Source organism: Cohnella fermenti (assembly GCF_004801405.1).
In the GTDB taxonomy this organism is placed as follows: Bacteria; Bacillota; Bacilli; order Paenibacillales; family Paenibacillaceae; genus Cohnella; species Cohnella fermenti.
Genome location: NZ_SSOB01000010.1, coordinates 178,148 through 196,425, shown reverse-complemented (window position 1 = coordinate 196,425; position 18,278 = coordinate 178,148). Strand labels below are relative to the sequence as shown.

General features: G+C 45.3%; 13 protein-coding genes. All 13 read left to right on the top strand.

What is annotated here, in order from left to right:
• Positions 1–239 precede the first annotated feature (239 nt).
• The 13 genes from E6C55_RS10300 to E6C55_RS10240 all read left to right on the top strand — a co-directional run bounded on the left by E6C55_RS10300 (position 240) and on the right by E6C55_RS10240 (position 18,271).
• Complete coding sequence (locus tag E6C55_RS10300; RefSeq protein ID WP_136369700.1) at positions 240–905, top strand: fibronectin type III domain-containing protein; 666 nt, start codon at positions 240–242, stop codon at positions 903–905.
• Positions 896–2,236, top strand: coding sequence for a fibronectin type III domain-containing protein (locus E6C55_RS10295; protein WP_136369699.1), 1,341 nt, complete (start codon positions 896–898; stop codon positions 2,234–2,236). The genes E6C55_RS10300 and E6C55_RS10295 overlap by 10 nt, the downstream gene beginning before the upstream one ends.
• Positions 2,237–2,415: 179 nt before the next feature.
• Positions 2,416–4,602 (top strand): hypothetical protein, encoded by a 2,187-nt coding sequence (locus E6C55_RS10290; RefSeq protein ID WP_136369698.1) that lies wholly within the window; start codon positions 2,416–2,418, stop codon positions 4,600–4,602.
• A gap of 164 nt (positions 4,603–4,766) precedes the next feature.
• A complete protein-coding gene (locus E6C55_RS10285; RefSeq protein WP_136369697.1) occupies positions 4,767–6,272 on the top strand; it encodes a sugar transferase in 1,506 nt (501 codons plus the stop codon).
• A 12-nt stretch (positions 6,273–6,284) separates the two neighbouring features.
• Complete coding sequence (locus E6C55_RS10280) at positions 6,285–8,528, top strand: O-antigen ligase family protein (protein ID WP_136369696.1); 2,244 nt, start codon at positions 6,285–6,287, stop codon at positions 8,526–8,528.
• 10 nt (positions 8,529–8,538) lie between these two features.
• The gene (locus E6C55_RS10275) at positions 8,539–9,534 is read left to right on the top strand and encodes a glycosyltransferase family 2 protein (protein WP_330999617.1); all 996 of its coding nucleotides are present in this window, start codon (positions 8,539–8,541) and stop codon (positions 9,532–9,534) included.
• A 24-nt stretch (positions 9,535–9,558) separates the two neighbouring features.
• Positions 9,559–10,029, top strand: coding sequence for a hypothetical protein (locus tag E6C55_RS10270; RefSeq protein ID WP_136369694.1), 471 nt, complete (start codon positions 9,559–9,561; stop codon positions 10,027–10,029).
• Positions 10,030–10,098: 69 nt separating this feature from the next.
• On the top strand, positions 10,099–10,893 hold the full coding sequence (locus tag E6C55_RS10265; RefSeq protein WP_230986630.1) for an ABC transporter permease: 795 nt from the start codon (positions 10,099–10,101) through the stop codon (positions 10,891–10,893).
• On the top strand, positions 10,883–12,100 hold the full coding sequence (locus tag E6C55_RS10260) for an ABC transporter ATP-binding protein (RefSeq protein ID WP_136369692.1): 1,218 nt from the start codon (positions 10,883–10,885) through the stop codon (positions 12,098–12,100). Before E6C55_RS10265 ends, E6C55_RS10260 begins: the two co-directional genes overlap by 11 nt.
• Entirely contained in the window at positions 12,090–13,427 is a 1,338-nt protein-coding gene (locus E6C55_RS10255) for a class I SAM-dependent methyltransferase (protein WP_168735565.1), read from the top strand. The genes E6C55_RS10260 and E6C55_RS10255 overlap by 11 nt, the downstream gene beginning before the upstream one ends.
• Positions 13,424–15,217 (top strand): glycosyltransferase family 2 protein, encoded by a 1,794-nt coding sequence (locus E6C55_RS35205; protein ID WP_136369690.1) that lies wholly within the window; start codon positions 13,424–13,426, stop codon positions 15,215–15,217. Before E6C55_RS10255 ends, E6C55_RS35205 begins: the two co-directional genes overlap by 4 nt.
• A 13-nt stretch (positions 15,218–15,230) precedes the next feature.
• Complete coding sequence (locus E6C55_RS10245; protein ID WP_168735564.1) at positions 15,231–17,459, top strand: LTA synthase family protein; 2,229 nt, start codon at positions 15,231–15,233, stop codon at positions 17,457–17,459.
• A 68-nt stretch (positions 17,460–17,527) separates the two neighbouring features.
• On the top strand, positions 17,528–18,271 hold the full coding sequence (locus E6C55_RS10240) for a sugar phosphate nucleotidyltransferase (protein ID WP_136369688.1): 744 nt from the start codon (positions 17,528–17,530) through the stop codon (positions 18,269–18,271).
• The last annotated feature ends 7 nt before the right edge of the window (positions 18,272–18,278 follow it).

The following is an 18,278-nucleotide window of genomic DNA, read 5'->3' as shown; positions in this document are numbered from 1 at the left end:
GTTCTATCACATTCGCAAGCATGTCACTGATTTCATCAAACAAGTTAATCGTTACCCTCAAAAGGTAATCGATCGATTGTTAACTTGAACCAACTCGAGTAGTAAAGTCTTCAGTTCAATTTATATAATTAATAAATTCAATGAGACTTAGCAACTTTTAAGGTAGTTATGGCGTTAATACTATATACTTACTTCATTGTGATATTTGGGTAGATCAATGTGTGAATAAGGAGGTTACTATGGCGAGATCTTTGCAGAAAATTAGTATCGTGATCCTTCTCATTTTGAGTATGTTAATTGCTCCACTGAGCAGTTTGGCAGCAACTCAGTCAACCTTTCAAAGCTTTTCTCTTTTATCAAAGTCTGGAGGAACATTAGTCTTCCAATGGCCATCTATTACAGGGGCGACCGCTCTTAACATTGAACAAAAAGTATCCGGCGGAGATTGGACGGAAGCGGAGCTTGATTCAGGCCCTCTTGCACCGACCGATGTGACGGCAACTATAACCGGACTTACAGCTTATACGAACTATACATTCCGTTTGGATATTGTAGGTGGTCAATATGAAGGGTATTCTAACGAATTAGTCGTTGCAATCGCTGCAATTCCGGTCGCTGACTTAACATTTGGAGATGTAGGAGCAAGCCAATTGGAGCTTAAGTGGACGGCTCCGGAGAACGCGACAAACGTAATAGTTCAACAATCGACTAATAATTCAACTTGGTCAAATTCGATAGTTGCAACTTTCTTGTCGTCAGCTTCAAGCGAAGCGGTGGTAACAGGACTAGTTGGAAATACAAAATATTACTTCCGACTCTATGTGGTCGGAGGTTCGAATGCAGGATATTCGAATGTTGTGACAACCACAACGGGAACGGAACCGAACGCGAGACGTTGGCGCTGAAGCTGAACGGAACGAACAGCGTGATCCTGCAATGGACCCAGGCAGCAGGCGCAACCTCCATCATCCTGCAGAAGTCGACGAACGGAACGACGTGGACGACGGCAAGCAGCGTGGCGAAGACGGCAACGCAAGTGACCGCCGCAGGTCTTGCAGGGAACACAACATATTATTTCCGTTTGTTGATTACGGGTGGAACGAATAACGGGTATTCGAACGAGATAGTGGTTACGACTTACGGCTTGAAGTCGACAACGCTCAAATCGACAAACGTGACGGATACGACAGCAACGCTGTCGTGGAGTACGGTACCGGGAGCCAGTTCACTGGTGATCGAGCAATCGGTCGATGGAGGCAGCACGTGGACGGCGGCGGAGACCGGAGCGCTGGCGGGCACGGCAACGACGGCAACGGTGACGGGCTTGTCCGCGAAGACGACGTATAAGTTCCGCCTGGCGGTAACGGGCGGCACGTACGGAACGGCGGGCGGAAACAATAACAATGTCGTGACGGTGACGACGACAACAACGCCGGTGACATTAACGTTGGGAGAGACGGGAGCTACGACAGTGGGTCTGGCGTGGACGACCGCAACGGGAGCATCGAGTATACAAGTGCAGCAATCGACGAACGGAACGACGTGGGTAAGTGCGAAGACGTCGGCGACGTTGACGGCAGCTTCGACCGAGGCGACGGTTACCGGACTGATTGGCGGAACGAAGTATTACTTCCGCGTACTCGTCGTAGGCGGAACCTTCGCAGGATACTCGGCTGCGGTGAACACCACAACGGGAACGGAACCGAACGAGACGTTGGCGCTGAAGCTGAACGGAACGAACAGCGTGATCCTGCAATGGACCCAGGCAGCAGGCGCAACCTCCATCATCCTGCAGAAGTCGACGAACGGAACGACGTGGACGACGGCAAGCAGCGTGGCGAAGACGGCAACGCAAGTGACAGCAACGGGGCTTACATCGCACACGACATATTATTTCCGGTTGCTTATCACGGGCGGTACGAACAACGGCTATTCGAACGAAATTGAAGTGACGACTGTATCTGTGCCCATCTCTAACTTCAGAGCTGTTGTAAATAGCAGTACAGGAGTCGTAACCTTCTATTGGAATAAGGCTGGTGGCAGCGTGGAGTCAATTCGCGTTGAGGAGAAGATCGGAGACGTTTGGAGCTCGGTCGCTACGGGGGTTATCTCAACTAGCGCAGCATCTGCCACTCTTGTTGTAACTCCTGGAGGAACGACCACGCACTTCTACCGTTTGTATGTGGTCGGCGGCACGAATGATGGAGCATCTAACGTCATTCAAGTCATTCATTAAAAGGGAACGGGGCTGCCGGCGTTATGCCCGGCAGCCCCTTCAAACAGCAAGTTGCCAAAAAAGTGTCCCAAAATGCGAAAAGATATTGCAATTCAGTTCATTTTTATAATTCATTCATTTTCTATTCATTTTAAATGAATATACTAGAGTTATTCATGATCAGGGAGGACTATGTACCGATGGATCACAATTCGAACGAGAAGGCCAGAAACGGTCAATTTATTCGCAAGGGATCAAAGTTGTTGATCGGAATTACGGCGATGGCAATGGTAACAACTCCGATCGCTTTAACAAACAGCCATAACGTGGCATCTGCAGCAACGACTAGTATTCCGAGCAATATGGCATCGCTGGCAAAGTTTATTCAGCCTATCTTTTTATCGAAGGTAAGTTATATCAACATGGTAGATGCGGCGATTACTCCCTCCAACTCGGGCCAAACCGTCGCCTTCACCCTTAGTATCTATAACGGATCTTCCAGTACTTTGGATCTGTCCGATTATTGGTTCCGTCTGACGGATGCCTCCGGAGGTACCTATACGTTAAAGACAGCATCTGCCGATGCGTCGATTAATCAACTCGCGCCCAAGACGAAGCAGTTTATTACTCTTTATGCCGAAGTAGGGGAAGCAGCGACGTTATCAGATTTAATTCTGAAGGTCGTCAAGTTTGACTTCTCAGCATCTGGTTATGAAGTAGGAATGGGCCGCTTCAGCTTCCCCTCCAACTTTAACAATGTCGTATCAAATGGTGCCTTCAAGGCATTGTACTTCAACAACACGACGTTGTATACCAAGGTCTCTTCGGCCTCGGTTGGCACATCGGGCGATGATACTTTCGCGACGGTCAACTTCGTGTATAACAACATCGGCAAGAAATCGATCACGTTAACGGGGTATAAGTATTACATAGTTACTGCTACCGGTGAGACGTACGAGGCGACTCCAACGGATGCAGCAGATGTTACTCTTAACGCACTTGAGAGAGAAGAAATTCAATTGACAGCTACAATTCCATCTTCTCTTAAGACGACTGGTTGGAAGCTTGTTGTTGTTAAGCCGAATGGTAGCGAGTCCACGAGCCAATTGCCAGTTGGAGGCTATGCTATTCAGTTCGGAACGACGAACACTTCAACTTCCAGCACAACCTTTAATTACACGACTAGCGAAGGAGTTTATAACTTCGAATTAAGCCGCGCATCCAGACAGCCTTGGGAGAATGAAGATGTTCTGTCTGCGCGAATTCGCATTACGAACAAGTCGACTAGCTCTGTATCGATCCCAGACTTGGCAGGTTACTTCTATCTTGATGACAAGGTGAAGTTGAACTTCACGACGGTCGCGACTTCAAACCCGTTTGGTCTTAACGCAGGCGCTTATGTCGATGTCGATGTGTATGCGAAGCTTCCGACGAGCTATTCGTTCTCGAAGGCAACCTTGGTTATCAACGATCAAGTGAGTAGCACGACAACAACGAAGGCAGGCGAGTTGACGGTGACCTCCGCTCAAACTTCTCTTCCAGTTTATGCGGTGGATAAAACTTATCAGATTACGAGAGACGGAAGCAAGAGTACGGTAAGCATCAACAGTGTCAATATCTACAACAACACTACAAGTAAGGTGCTGGAGGTTAAGGTAGACCTCCAGAATAATGAAAGCCGATCTGCAACACAGTCTAATCTTGTCGCTTACTTCATCAATGATAACGGCGATACTTTCCCTGCTACTCTCAAAGCGGGCACCGGGTTAATCAATCCGTCCAGCAAGTCGCTTCTAAGCTTCACAGCGGTTCTTCCGCAAGAATACTTTACTGGCAATATGCGCTTGGTGCTCGGAGAAGGTGTAACGAATGACGCTTATTCGGTAAGCACAGCAAGCCCGACTGCTTACTTGAATGCCGTGAAGTTCAATCTGCCGAATGAATCGACATTGAAGACGGTGATGAAGGACATTCCATTCCTGAATTACAAGCTTACAATTAATGAAATTACGCCGAATGTGATGACACCAACGTTGAACCTTGATATCGATTATACGTTGGTGAAAGATATGACGTATAATGCGGTGCCAAGCGATTATAAGCTTATCTTCAATATCGAAGGCTTCGATCCTTCCACCGGCAAGACTTATACGTATTCGTCGCAGGACCTGGATATCGGCGGCAATGAGGATACATCCCTTGTCCCTGGAACGGACAAGGAAGTTACGCTGAGCAAGGATTTGAACTACGACACGATCTATGGCAGCTACATCTACTACGCTAGAATATATGCTGTGACACAAGATTCGAAGAAGCTGCTTGCCGAGCATACAATGAACTGGTACATTGATAACAATTGGTCGGCGGAGAACGCGGCGGCAGAGTAAAATAGCAACGATTAGTAAGAGGGAGAGAACTCGCTTAGCAGTTCTCTCCTTCTTTGTGTTCATCTCCAATCCTCCATGAATCTCCGTATTTTCTTCTAATCCGCCAAATTCCGCCTAAAATTATGATATAATTTGCTCATGCTTGATGAGGGAGAAGACACTCCATGAACTTGGGATCACCGATTAAGCATCCGCAAAGTCGGATGGCCGACAACGATGGAGCTGCGCAACTCGCGAGAAGGAAATCTCATACGCAAGCGAAGCTCAAGAGAATTCAAACCGTCCTCCTGACGATAGAACTGTCAATTTATTTGCTGACATATATGGCTCTATTTGTATACAAAGTGCTGCCCGACTATCCGCGAGCCAAACTCTATTCGTTCTGGAATTGGCCAAGGCTGATTCCAGTTCTAGACGATTATCTGTTATTCTTTCTCGGGTATATGAGTTTATTCTTCCTAGTGCTCTATCAGAAGCATTACTATAGATTGGATCAAGATAAGAAGCTCTCTGACGAGTTGGGTAGGGTTGTCAGCACGGCGATTATCTGCTTTCTCATTGCAGTTGGAGTAACGTTTCTGCTGAAGAACACGCTCACGTATTCGCGTCTTCTGTTAATGACTTATCTTATGCTCGTCATTGTTGAATCCTGCATGTTCCGTCAATGGAGAAACAAGATTCTCATTGGACTTAAGAAGTCGGGTGTGATCAAGCAGAACGCTCTTATCATCGGTGCGGGAAAGGTAGGCAGACAGCTCGAAGCACATATGGCCAAGGGGCGATCATTCGTAACACTGGTCGGCTTTCTGGACGACAAGGCGACATCGGAGGATATCCTTGGGAGGGTACATGACCTAGAGAGGGTTCTGTTCGAGAGAAGAGTCGATATTCTCTATATTACCATTCCTTCAGAGAGAGGACAGATTAATCCGCTTCTTAGTCAGTTGAATAAGTATGCGGTCGATATTCGGATTATCCCAGAACAATTCGATCATATCAGCCCGCTCTACGAATACCGAGATGATCACGGCTTCCCTTGCCTGCAGATTGTGAAGACGCCATTACGCGGAATTAACCTAGTTATTAAGCGGTGGGTGGATGTTATTGTCGCGGCGGCAAGCATCATCCTTTTATCACCGATACTGGTCTCGGCTGCAGCGATTATCAAGGCAACCTCCGAAGGCCCCGTCTTGCACAGCCAGGAACGTATCGGTAAGAACTCCTTACCCTTCCGAATGCATAAATTTCGCACAATGGTCGCCAATGCGGAAGCAATGAAGCCGCGATTGATGAAGAAGAACGAAGCGACGGGCCCAGTATTCAAGATGCGGAATGACCCGAGAGTTACCCGCGCCGGCCGATTCCTTAGGAAGTATTCCATCGATGAATTGCCGCAATTGATCAATGTTCTTCGCGGAGAGATGAGTCTTATTGGGCCTCGGCCTCCGCTTCCGGAGGAGGCGGCGAAATATTCCAACGAGCATTGGAGACGTATGGACGTGCGACCGGGGATGACAGGGTTGTGGCAAGTTAGCGGCAGGAGCGACTTGTCCTTCGATGAATGGATCGACTTGGATATTCAGTATATTGAACGGTGGAGTCTCGGACTAGAGTTGAAAATCATTTTGAAAACAATTCCTGTCGTTATCAAGGGCAATGGGGCTTACTGAGGGGGAAGCGAATTGGCAGGCAAGCAGAGGAAACAAAAATCTAAAGCAGCGGATCATGGAATTAGTGGCTGGGAATGGTTAGTATTGGCCTTGTTTACGTTCTACTTAGCATTATGGCCATTTCAATTTGCTTTTTTCAATGGAGCTGGGCTTCACTCGGATAGTCAAATGTTCTTCGAGGAGAAGACATACTACGGAATCATACTCGGAATTCCCGCACTTCTGTTGGTTTTAATTAAGGTTGCGGGAAATACAAAGTGGGAGAAGCGCCACTTAATTGGATGCATAGCACTTGTCTGGCCGTTGCTGTACTTCATCCATTCCTTTCATGCAGAATCGACCTATTTGAATCGAATTGCGTTTCACAATTCAATCTTATTATATTCGTTTTTTGTATTAGGAATTGTTGTTTCCGGATTAAAACAAGTTCTAAGGAAATTAATTCATCTCTATTATGGAGTTGGAAGTATCGTTGTTTTGTACAGTTTCGCTTATCTATTAGGCAATCGGTATCGTCTGGATGCACTGTCATTCAATGAGGGAGTAAGGCTCACTTCGATTTTTACTTATGCCAATGCCTATGCAGCATTTTTGGTTACAATGTTGTTAATCGCGCTATACCAGTTGATTAGCCCGAATAAGCATTGGATCCGATTAGCTTATGCATTCATGCTTGTCCCCATCGGGGTCTCCCTTCTCTTAACATTGTCGCGCGGTGCGATACTCATGCTACCTGTCATTGCCGTTATTGTGCTCCTGCTAGTTAATATCAAGAAACAGCTTCAAATTCTCATTTATGCTGCTCTCGCTTTTATCCCTTCGTTCGCCATACAATCTTTTCTCGCTGATAAGGGATTGGAAGTATACAATAGAATACAGACGCAACTGTCAGAGAATCAGCCGATAAAGAACATTTCCTTCTTCGCATCCGAATCGATAACGGGATGGTTGCTTATCATTGGAACTGCTCTCGCTTTAACAGCAGTCATTTATTGGTTATCGCAATATATGGACAAGACGGAGGTTGGCGAGAAAAGCCACAGACATGCCCGTTTTTATATTCCGATTCTTCTCGTTTGCATGGCCATTATCGGGTTTGTCATACTGCGAGCGGGATTGCTAAATTCCATCTTGCCTGATCAAATCAGCGATCGCTTCAACAATTTCTCTTTTAACACGCACAGTGTGTTGGAACGGTACACGTTCTACAAAGATGCAATCACAATCTGGCAGGAGAACAAGTGGCTTGGAGGAGGGGGAGGGACTTGGGAAGCCTTGTACGATCATGTACAATCCTATCCTTATATGAGCTCCCAACCTCACAGCTATATAGTTGAACTGTTTCTGGATACGGGGATCATTGGCCTGGTAATTATTGTTGGAGGAGTTCTTTATCTTATTGGCAATTTTATCGTTCGCTTGTCAAGAGGGGCTATTCAGGGCGGTGCAGACTATCTGCTATTCCTGCTCATTCCAGTAAGTCTTCTTCTGCATAGTGTGATTGATTTCGAGATGTCCTACATGTTCTTCTCCATTATCGTATTCTTCAGTATCGGGGTTCTTGCCGGACAGCAGAGAGAAGCTATCTTCCATGAACGACGGGGGGGAAATCTGCAGCGTGCTAAATATGGAATGGTCGCCGTGTGGGGAGTGATGACCATATACCTCTTCATTGGGGGGATTAATTCATTCGCAGCTCACTCTAATTATAATAAGAGTATTGGGATGATGTACGCACAGCAACCGTTTAACCAACTGAATGACAAATTAGAAGAGGGGCTGACGCGAGTTCACGGTCACCCATTCTTGCTTAGACAATTGTCGCAAAATTATATCGCTGCCTTCCAACAGACCGGAGAGCAGCAATATGCGGTGACAGCGCGTAAGTATGTGGACGAATTGTTGGCGGCCGAGCCGAATTCAAGCATGGGCATCAAGGCTCGTTATCAAATAGCAATAGCAGAGGGCGATCTCGAAGAGGCTGTTGTTGCGATGGATTTAGCCATATCGACCTATCCTTATGAGATAGGTTATTACGAGCAGGCAATAACGAATCGAGCTAAACTATGGGATGCTGCTAATAGTGCTGAGGATTCCAAGGCGAAGTTGGAACAGGAACAAGCCATAAGCAGGATCGTCGCTCAATATGACGAGTACAAACAAAAACTTGCAGATATCCCGAAGGCTATTAGCTATATTCGAGTCTTTGAGCTAAGCGATCAGGTTAAAGGGATAGTGGAGAAGATAGAGCAATGAACAGCAACCGATACGTTGCGGGAGAGGGGAGACAGAACTGAGAGCATCTATAATTATTCCCACTTTAAATGCTGAGGAACACCTCCCTGAGTTGCTGTATCGCCTCCATAATCAGAAGACGAAGCCGTGCGAGATTCTGGTTGTAGATTCCGAGTCATCGGATGACACGACTAAGCTAGCTATTCGTTATGGGGCAAGGGTTATATCGATTAAGAGAACGGAATTCGATCATGGTGGGACTCGAAATTTTGCGGTAAAACAGGCTGTGGGCGATATGGTCGTGTTTATTACCCAGGATGCATTGCCCAGAAATGATCAGTTTCTTGAAGAGTTATTATTGCCTTTAAATGATATCAACGTGGCTGCCGTTAGCGGTAGACAGATTGCTAGAAAAGACGCCTCTGCTTTGGAGAGGTTCACAAGGGAATTTAATTATCCAGAAGTCTATTCGAGAAAGTCCATTGAAGACTTGAAGGAACTCGGCATTAAGACATTCTTCTTCACTAACGTATGCTCAGCGATTCGCAAAGAAACTTTCCTCCAAATGGGGGGATTCCAAGAGCCAATTATTATGAACGAGGACATGATCCTAGCGGCCAAGTGTGTCCTTCAGGGCTATTCAGTCGTCTATAATCCTAATGCTTGCGTCATTCATTCTCATGATTATAGTCTCTTGAAGCAATTCCATAGGAACTTCGATATTGGTGTATCGCTCAGGATGAACGATTGGTTGTTACAATATGCAACAGCGGAGAAAGAGGGAGCCAGACTAGTAACAAGACAACTGGGGCTGCTTTGGAAAAAGGGGTATAAAAAATCCATCCCGAGGTGTTTTGCAGAAGCAACGGTAAAATATAGCGGATATCGTTTAGGACTAGCTTATCGAAAGTTGCCTATTTGGTTAATAAGGCGATTCAGCATGCATAAGAACTTCTGGTCAACCCAGCATCAACAATCGGTTACGGTTACTGTTGGCGAATCTACTAATTCCAGAATAGCAAGATAGTGATGAGAAAGGGGAAATAGAATCATGAACACAAAGAATAGACTTATCACTGCAGCTATTGCAGCAATCGTCCTTATAGGAGGAGTTGGATACTATAAATCAGCGTTGGCCGCTGGTACCTCTTCCGTGCCAGGCAGCACGAACGATCCAATCGTGACGAAGAGTTATGTCGATGAGAAGATTGCAGAAGCAGTCGGAGCAGGCGGAAGCTCGAGCACATCTGCCCAACTGGAAGTTGTCACTGTCGCTCTGGGGAAGAAGCTCATTGTCGAAGCGGGTGGAGAAGTGATTGTGCGCGCTGGCAAAGCTATTGCCTATAGCTCGGACGTTAACGGGCTCTCCGATCTTACGGATGGGCTTGATATTCCTCCCGGCAAGGCTGTGTCGAACAACCACCTCATTCTATTCCCTCGCGATGGACGCGGCATTGAGGCGGATCCCGGTCAGAAGAGCGGGCTGACGGTGTTGGTACGTGGGGGCTACAAGATAGAGTGATGTCCAATTGCTGCCGAGGCAATCTTAGGCAGCTTTTTTATGTATTTTTAATGCAGCATGAAGAAATGGGTGAGTACTATCTTGCGGTTATGGGCAAACCGTCAATTAATTTATTCTTTTACTAAGAGGGATATACAACAACGGTATAAATCATCATTTCTAGGGTTGATGTGGTCATTTGTCACGCCTCTGTTTATGTTAGCGATTTATACGTTTTTTTTTAGCGTAGTATTTCATAGCAGATGGGGAGCAGAGGATGGGAATAAGTTCCAATTCGCCATTTTTCTATTCTGTGGGCTGACCGTATTCCAATTGTTCTCGGATGTCGTAAACCGTTCTCCTGCGATCATTGTTGCCAATACTAACTACGTTAAGAAAGTCGTATTCCCGATTGAGATTCTTCCAATAACATTAGTCGGTTCTGCACTGTTTAATATGGCGATTAATGTTGTTCTCATATTAGTATCTGTCCTATTCGGGTATGGCTCAATTCCCTGGACACTTGTTTTTCTGCCGATCATTTTATTGCCCTTGTTGCTAATCTCCTTGGGCCTATCCTGGTTCTTGGCTTCGCTTGGTGTATATGTTCGTGATGTTATGCAGTTTGTCGGTCTTGCAATGCAAGCTCTCATGTTTCTTAGTCCTGTGTTCTATCCGGTATCTGTTATTCCTGTGAAACTCCATATCATTTATAAGCTGAACCCGCTCACTAGTATAATTGAGAACATGCGCAGCATTCTCATTGTAGGCGAACAGCCGGATTGGGGGATGGTGGGGATCTCTACGGGTATAGGGATAGCTATATCTGTTCTGGGATATGTATGGTTTAGAAAGCTGAGGGGTGGCTTTGCAGATGTCCTCTGATACGATAATTGACATTCTTGGGATGGACAAGATGTATCGTATATTTGATAGGCCGATTGACAGACTTAAATATATATTATCGAGAAACAAAACCAAGTATTACAAGGAGTTCTGGGCTCTGAGAGCTATCAATTTAGCGATTAATAAAGGCGAGTCCATCGGTCTTATCGGTAAGAACGGTTCAGGTAAAAGCACTTTGCTGCAAATTATTGCCGGCACTCTGTCGCCTTCTGCGGGTAACGTGCGGATCTCAGGCCGAATTGCAGCTTTGTTAGAGCTAGGCAGTGGGTTTAATCCGGAGTTTACCGGGAGAGAGAACGCTATTATTAATGGGACAATAATGGGATTAACGATAGAAGAGGCAAAACAACGAATGCCGCAAATAGAGGATTTCGCCGAGATTGGAGAGTTTATCGATCAACCTGTAAAAACATATTCCTCAGGTATGTTTGTAAGACTAGCCTTCGCATGTGCCGTACATGTCGATCCTGATATTCTCATTGTGGATGAAGCGTTGGCAGTAGGAGATATGCAGTTTCAGTTAAAGTGTATTGAGAAAATGAAGTCTTTTAAAGAACAAGGCAAGACAATTATATTTGTCAGCCATGATATGTATTCCATTCGAAACTTTTGTGATTCCGCCGTATGGCTAATGAATGGATCTATCTACAAGCGGGGAAATGTCAACCTTGTCACCAAAGAGTTTGAAGACTACATGAAGCGCGGTTATGTGGAAAGCACTATCCAACCAGAAACTCCGTCGGCTTCGAATCTCGTGCTGGATATAGCAAACATAGAATTTCGCAACGAGAGAGGAGAAGAGACGGATAGGTTTAGATATGGTGAGGGCTTCGAAATCATTATTCAATACAACTTAAAGGAGAGCTGCCTTGGTTTGGTTGGGGGCGTCTCCATATTCGACCAGTTGAATACGTGGGTCTGCGGTTTAAATACTAAATTGGATAATTATGAACTGATGGAAGAACCAGGCCAATATCGCTTGACAGTGAGATATGCCAATATGAATTTAATGCCCGGTACGTATGCCATCGATGTCGGGTTCTTTGAGAGCTCCGGGCTTGTACGATTAGATTATAAGAGCAGATGTCGTTCATTCCAAATTCAGTCCAGTGAATACTTCGCCGAAGGATTGGTATGTTTCGAACATTCTTGGAATACGGAGAGGAAGATATCGGTTGAAGTATGATTATGATATCAATCTTCAAGCTGACAGTTCTTTATCGCATATTTTAAGAAGAATTAAACCCAATTCGAAGGTGTTGGAGTTTGGCCCTGCCAAAGGCTACATGACTCAGATTCTGGCAGACCAATTACATTGTTCGGTTTACTGTGTGGAACTTGATGAAGAGGCGGCTAAGCACGCGGCCGTGTTCAGCAAGCAGATGATCGTTGGGGATCTGGATGCTATGCGATGGGCAACAGAATTGCAAGACAGTGCCCCGTTCGACTATATCATCTTCGCAGATGTATTAGAGCATCTTAAGTATCCAGATAAAGTATTAATCGCGGCAACCTCTATGTTGGATACCGAAGGGGTTTTGTTTACATCCATCCCGAATATGGCTCATTCGGCAGTGTTGCTGGATTTACTGCAAGGCAATTACACGTATCGCAGGTTGGGGCTTCTAGATAATACTCACTTAAGGTTCTATACAAAGAAATCAATCAAGGAATTGCTAGAAAATAGCGGGCTGTCTCCGATAGAGTGGGTTACGACGAAGATGATGCCGGAACAAACCGAACTTGAGACAAATTATGAATATGTACCCGAATATATTGCGAATTATATCCGAGACCGTGAAGAAGCCCATGTTTATCAATATATTACCGTATCTCGGAAGTCTAGTGAGTCGGCGGTTACCCCAACAAGCACGTCTGGCAAATGGGGATACAGCCGGTATATGCAATTGTTTTGGGGAAGCCCGTACTTAGAACAGCAATCAATTAAACTAAGTATTGATTCAATGCGAGGTAACAAAATATACCGAGCTCATCTTCCCCAAGAGGCAGCAGGCCAAAATATACGAATCGATCCGACTAATTTTCCAGCATTTATTGAAGTGAAAAGTATGATTCTTCTTGACCTTCAGAATAACGTGTTGCATGAATGGTCGGAAGAGGACTTGCAAGCAAGTTTACATGCGGTTCATCAATTAAGACAAGTACATTATTCGAAGAGCAGGCATTCGCTATGGGTGGCTGATGGCGATGACCCGCATTGGGAGCTTTACCTGCCTCAAGTATCCGTCGAGGATCTTATTCTAGAAGTTCATATGCACTCCACGGCGCTGGATTCCACTATCGTTCGTAATATCATATCGATCTTGGAAGAGCGAAAGCAACAGGATGAACGAATAAAGGCTGTTGAGAGCGAGCGAGAACAATTACTGATTGAGTTGCAGGATTTTAAGCTGAAAGTGCTGGCCTTACTGAATTCGCGATTCTGGAAATGGACTCAGTGGTTTAGGCCCAAAACAAGAAAGCTGTTTAGCAAAGAGGTGGATCAAGAGTGAATCTGGATATCGTATTGGTCACGTATAACTCTTCAAAATGGGTTATGAATTGTCTGAATAGCCTTCGAAGCTCCAGTTATCCGATCAGCCAGTTGCATCTGACCATTGTGGATAATTATTCGACAGACGATACCTGCCGATTGATCGAACAATATCCCATTCAGGACGACTTCGGCTCTTATCAACTGATACGATCCCCAAGCAATCTTGGATTTGGCAAGGCGAATAATCTGGCGGTTGAGCGGGCTAAGCATGAATATATTTTCTTCTTAAATATTGATACCGAAGTCGAACCCGACTGCTTCAGCCAACTAGAGAAGACCATACAATCGAGTTCGGAGGATATCGCACTATGGGAATGCCGGCAATTCCCCTATGAACATCCCAAGTACTATAATCCAGTCACGTTAGAGACGACTTGGGCTAGCGGAGCGGCCTGCGTTGTGAGAAGATCGGCATTTCTGGAGGTCGGAATGTTTGATGAGCGTATTTTTATGTATGCAGAAGATGTGGATCTAAGCTGGCGACTGCGAGCCAAAGGATATAAATTGCAATACACTCCTAGATGCATCGTGAATCATTACACATATCAGAGTGCAGGGGAGGTCAAGCCTAATCAGTTTTACAACAGTACTTACAACAATCTGATGTTAAGATATAAATTCGGTTCCAAGAGGGATATTGTGAAGGGGTATATTCTTTACAGTGGCTTATTGGCAATCCCTAGACCTTTTAAAGGCCATCGCAGAAAAATAGCGCAATTATTGGTGAAGAGCCTCGGGCAAGGAGTACGATTCCGCAAGCGTAATAGGTTTTTTCGAGAGGGCGGTTTCCAATCCCGATTTCGAATATGGGATTATGAGATTGTAAGAGAAGGTGCCTTCTATGTTAATGAGCGGACTTCTACCACTCCTTTAGTCTCGATTATCGTGCGTACTTGCGGGAGACCCGACGTTCTTAGAGAAGCGCTGCAATCGATTAGGCACCAAACTTATCCCAATATTGAGGTTGTTATCGTTGAGGATGGACCAGCTCTATCAGAGAAGATGGTTCGAACGGAGTTTGCCGATCTAAGAGTGAACTACAAGGCAACCGAAGTTCATGTCGGCAGATGCGTTGCGGGTAATAAGGCCCTGTCAGGCGCATCAGGGCAATATTTTAACTTCTTGGACGATGACGATGTTCTGTTCGCTGACCATGTAGAGGTGCTAATGCATCAACTTCAGCAGAACCCTGCTTGTCAGGCGGCCTATGCCATCGGATTCGAGACTCCTATAAAGATACATTCGAAATCTCCCTATAAGTATGAAGAGATATATCATAATGTTGTTCACAGACAGCAGTTCAATAAACTGGTACTCTTGCATCATAATTATTTTCCGATTCAAACGGTTATGTTCTCTCGTCGGCTATTCGATGACTTTGGAGGATTCGATCCTGAGTTGGAAGTGTTGGAGGATTGGGATTTATGGCTCAGGTATGCATTGAAGAGCGAATTCCATTTCGTTGAGAAGGTCACTTCTATGTACAGAGTACCTAGCGAAGCTTCGTTAAATTCGGATAGGCAAGCCTTATTGGACAAATATCTCTATATCGTTCGCAATAAACATGCGACCGACGACACTATGCTTCCAGTTAAAAGCATTTTGGTTGATATTGAAGGAATTATAAGCCGTGGAAATGTTGTGATGAGTCAAATTAAACGCGGCAGGTTCGATGTCTTGTTTATTAAATCAAAGAACGCTACTAAGCGGATCATCCGAAGGTTCATCACTAAATCGAGGTTTTAAGGGATGCGATGCAATGATTGCAAAATTAAATAAGTCGTTACTTTTTATTGCTATTGTTGTCGTGGCGTACATTCAGTTCTTGTTCTTCTCCGGATTTACAGGATCGGAGAATAGCGCCCGTTCGTACTTTTATACTTTCTTTTTGATTGTGTTGATCGCGTCATTAATCAGTATGATTCCAAAGTTGTGGATAAGGAACTCAGTCTCCATGACATTGCATGTCGTTTATTCCGCGATCCTCATGATCGACATTGTATACTATCGATATTTTAATGACTTTATATCGGTGTTCTCTCTTGCGTACGCAGGGCAAGTGAGCGAAGTCTCAGATAGCCTGGGGATCATTATCCGGAAGAAAGACTTTCTCATTCTGCTAGGGATTCCGGTGATATCCGCATTATTATGGGCGCAACGGAGAAGCCATAATAGCGCTAATATCCATCTCTATATTAAGATTTCAACATTGATGCTCTCCTTGCTCGTTATAATTCAGATGTCGTTTTACATTCATAAGGATGAGAATGCCTGGTTCAAAAACATGATTTATAAACCGAACGTGGTTAAAGATGTTGGGATTATTAACTATCATATCCTGGATATCATATCTTATGAACGCACGAATTTGACTAAAGGTTCAATCTCTCAAGATCAAATTGGGGAGTTACAAGATAGATTTAGCGAATCAGTACCTCATGGTACGTATTTTGGAACGGCGCAAGGCAAGAATGTCATCGTTGTACAGGAAGAGTCCATGCAGAATTTCCTAATTGGACTGAATGTCGATGGAGAAGAAGTAACCCCCAATTTAAACCAACTGATTAAGGACAAGTCTTCTATTTATTTCAAGAATGTATTTGATCAAACGTCGAACGGGCGAACCTCGGATGCGGAATTGCTGTCACAGACCTCTCTACTTCCTATTTCTAACGGCTCTACTGCGTTTCAATACGGCAGCAATAAATATAGCTCTATCGCCAAAATCGTTCAGAAATATGGGTATACAACGTTGTCGGCTCACCCCGCAGATATTACATTCTGGAATCGCAACGTAACCCACAAAAGTTATGGGTTTGAGAAATCCCTGTTCATTAACGAGTTGACGGTTGATGAAGTTGTTGGGTGGGGGCTTTCTGACGAATCTCTCTTCAGACAAGTCACCAATAAACTACAAGAATATGAGAAGCCCTTCTATGCCTATCTAATAACGTTATCGAATCATTCTCCTTATGATAGAATTCCGGACCAGTACCAGACATTGAACGTAGGGGAACTCGAAGGGACGACGCTTGGGAACTACCTGCAAGGCGCTCATTATGCCGACTATGCCATTGGTAAATTAATTGAGGATCTTAAGGCTAAGGATCTCTACGAGAATACGGTTCTTGTTGTATTCGGAGATCACGATTCGGGGATTGCTCCAAGAGAAATCGTCGAATCTACCCACGTCGCTTATAACCCCAATTATAATTTGGAGACCTCGCTTGATCAGATTCCTCTTATTATTCATTCGTCAGGGCTGCAAGGAAGGGAAGTGACCGACGTCGCGGGACAAATCGACATTGCTCCGACGCTTCTTAACCTGTTGGGAATCGATGATGAGGACGCTTTATTCTTCGGCAATGATATTTTATCCAATGCGGAGCATCGGGTCTTTATCAAGAATGGGACAGCCATTACGAATGAGTTTATGTACGATGCAAACAAACAGAAATGTGTGAGTACAACCGGCTACGTAACAGAACAGCAATGTTCGGATTTAATCGATAGTTCGCATACTTATTTGGAATCTTCGGATACAATGATAAAATATGATGCGGCTCCAATTATCTCCAGCTATATTAAATCATATAGCGGAAATGCAAGGTCTGGATTAAACCACAAAACTATAGATACGATTCCGGCAGAATCTGAAGAAGTTCAAGTAGCAATTGCGCCGATCGAGCAGAAAGGCAACGGCTTTACTGTTAACGGGTGGGCATTTGTGAAAGATGAGGATGCGGAAGATAGTGTTGTCTATCTGATCTTAGAGAAGGATCAGACATTTATTGCTTATGATACGAAGCAAGTTCCTCGTCCGGATGTTGTTGATTATTTTAAGGGAGCAGAGCAATACCTGTATTCCGGGTGGGCATCTGATATCGCCAAGGTTGAACTGGAGGCCGGCCAGTACAATATTGGCGTGATGATCTGGAATGATGGCCATTACTATTATAGAGGTTCCGAATTGAAACTAACTATATAAATAGAAAATGGAGGGCATCGGATGAATTCGAGTTGTTGACAAGGAACTCAGGGGGGGCAAATACGTTCATGAAAGGAATCATCCTAGCCGGCGGAACCGGCTCGAGACTGTTGCCGCTAACCAAAGTAACCAACAAACATCTCTTGCCCGTAGGCAAATACCCGATGATCTTCCACGCGGTTGCCAAGCTTAAGGAAGCGGGCATCACCGACATTCTGATCGTCACCGGCAAGGAGCACATGGGGGACGTCGTCAATCTTCTCGGCAGCGGCAGGGAGATAGGGGTGACGTTCACGTATAAGGTGCAGGACGAAGCTGGAGGAATCGCGCAGGCTCTCGGGCTGGCGGAAGGATTCGTTGGCGGTGATTCGATGGTCGTCATTCTGGGGGACAACGTCTTCTCGGACAGCATCGCCGGGTATGTGGACTCGTTCCGCGAGCAAGGGAGCGGGGCCAAGATTCTTATTCAAGAGGTATCCGACCCGAAGAGGTACGGCGTTCCGGAGCTTCAAGGAGACAAGATCGTCTCTATCGAGGAGAAACCGCAGCAGCCTAAAAGCAATTACGCTGTCACCGGAATATATATGTTTGATGCGCGGGTATTCGATATCATCCGGACGTTGAAGCCTTCCGCGAGAGGCGAGCTGGAAGTGACCGATGTCAACAATGCTTATATCGCGAGCGGCGAGCTGGGGTACGAGGTGCTTCGAGGCTGGTGGACGGATGCGGGGACTCATGCTTCGCTGGCATTGGCCAATGAGTTGGCGAGGGATACGCTGTACTCCGAGCAGTTCGGCAAGCTCAAATTATAGAAGAGCA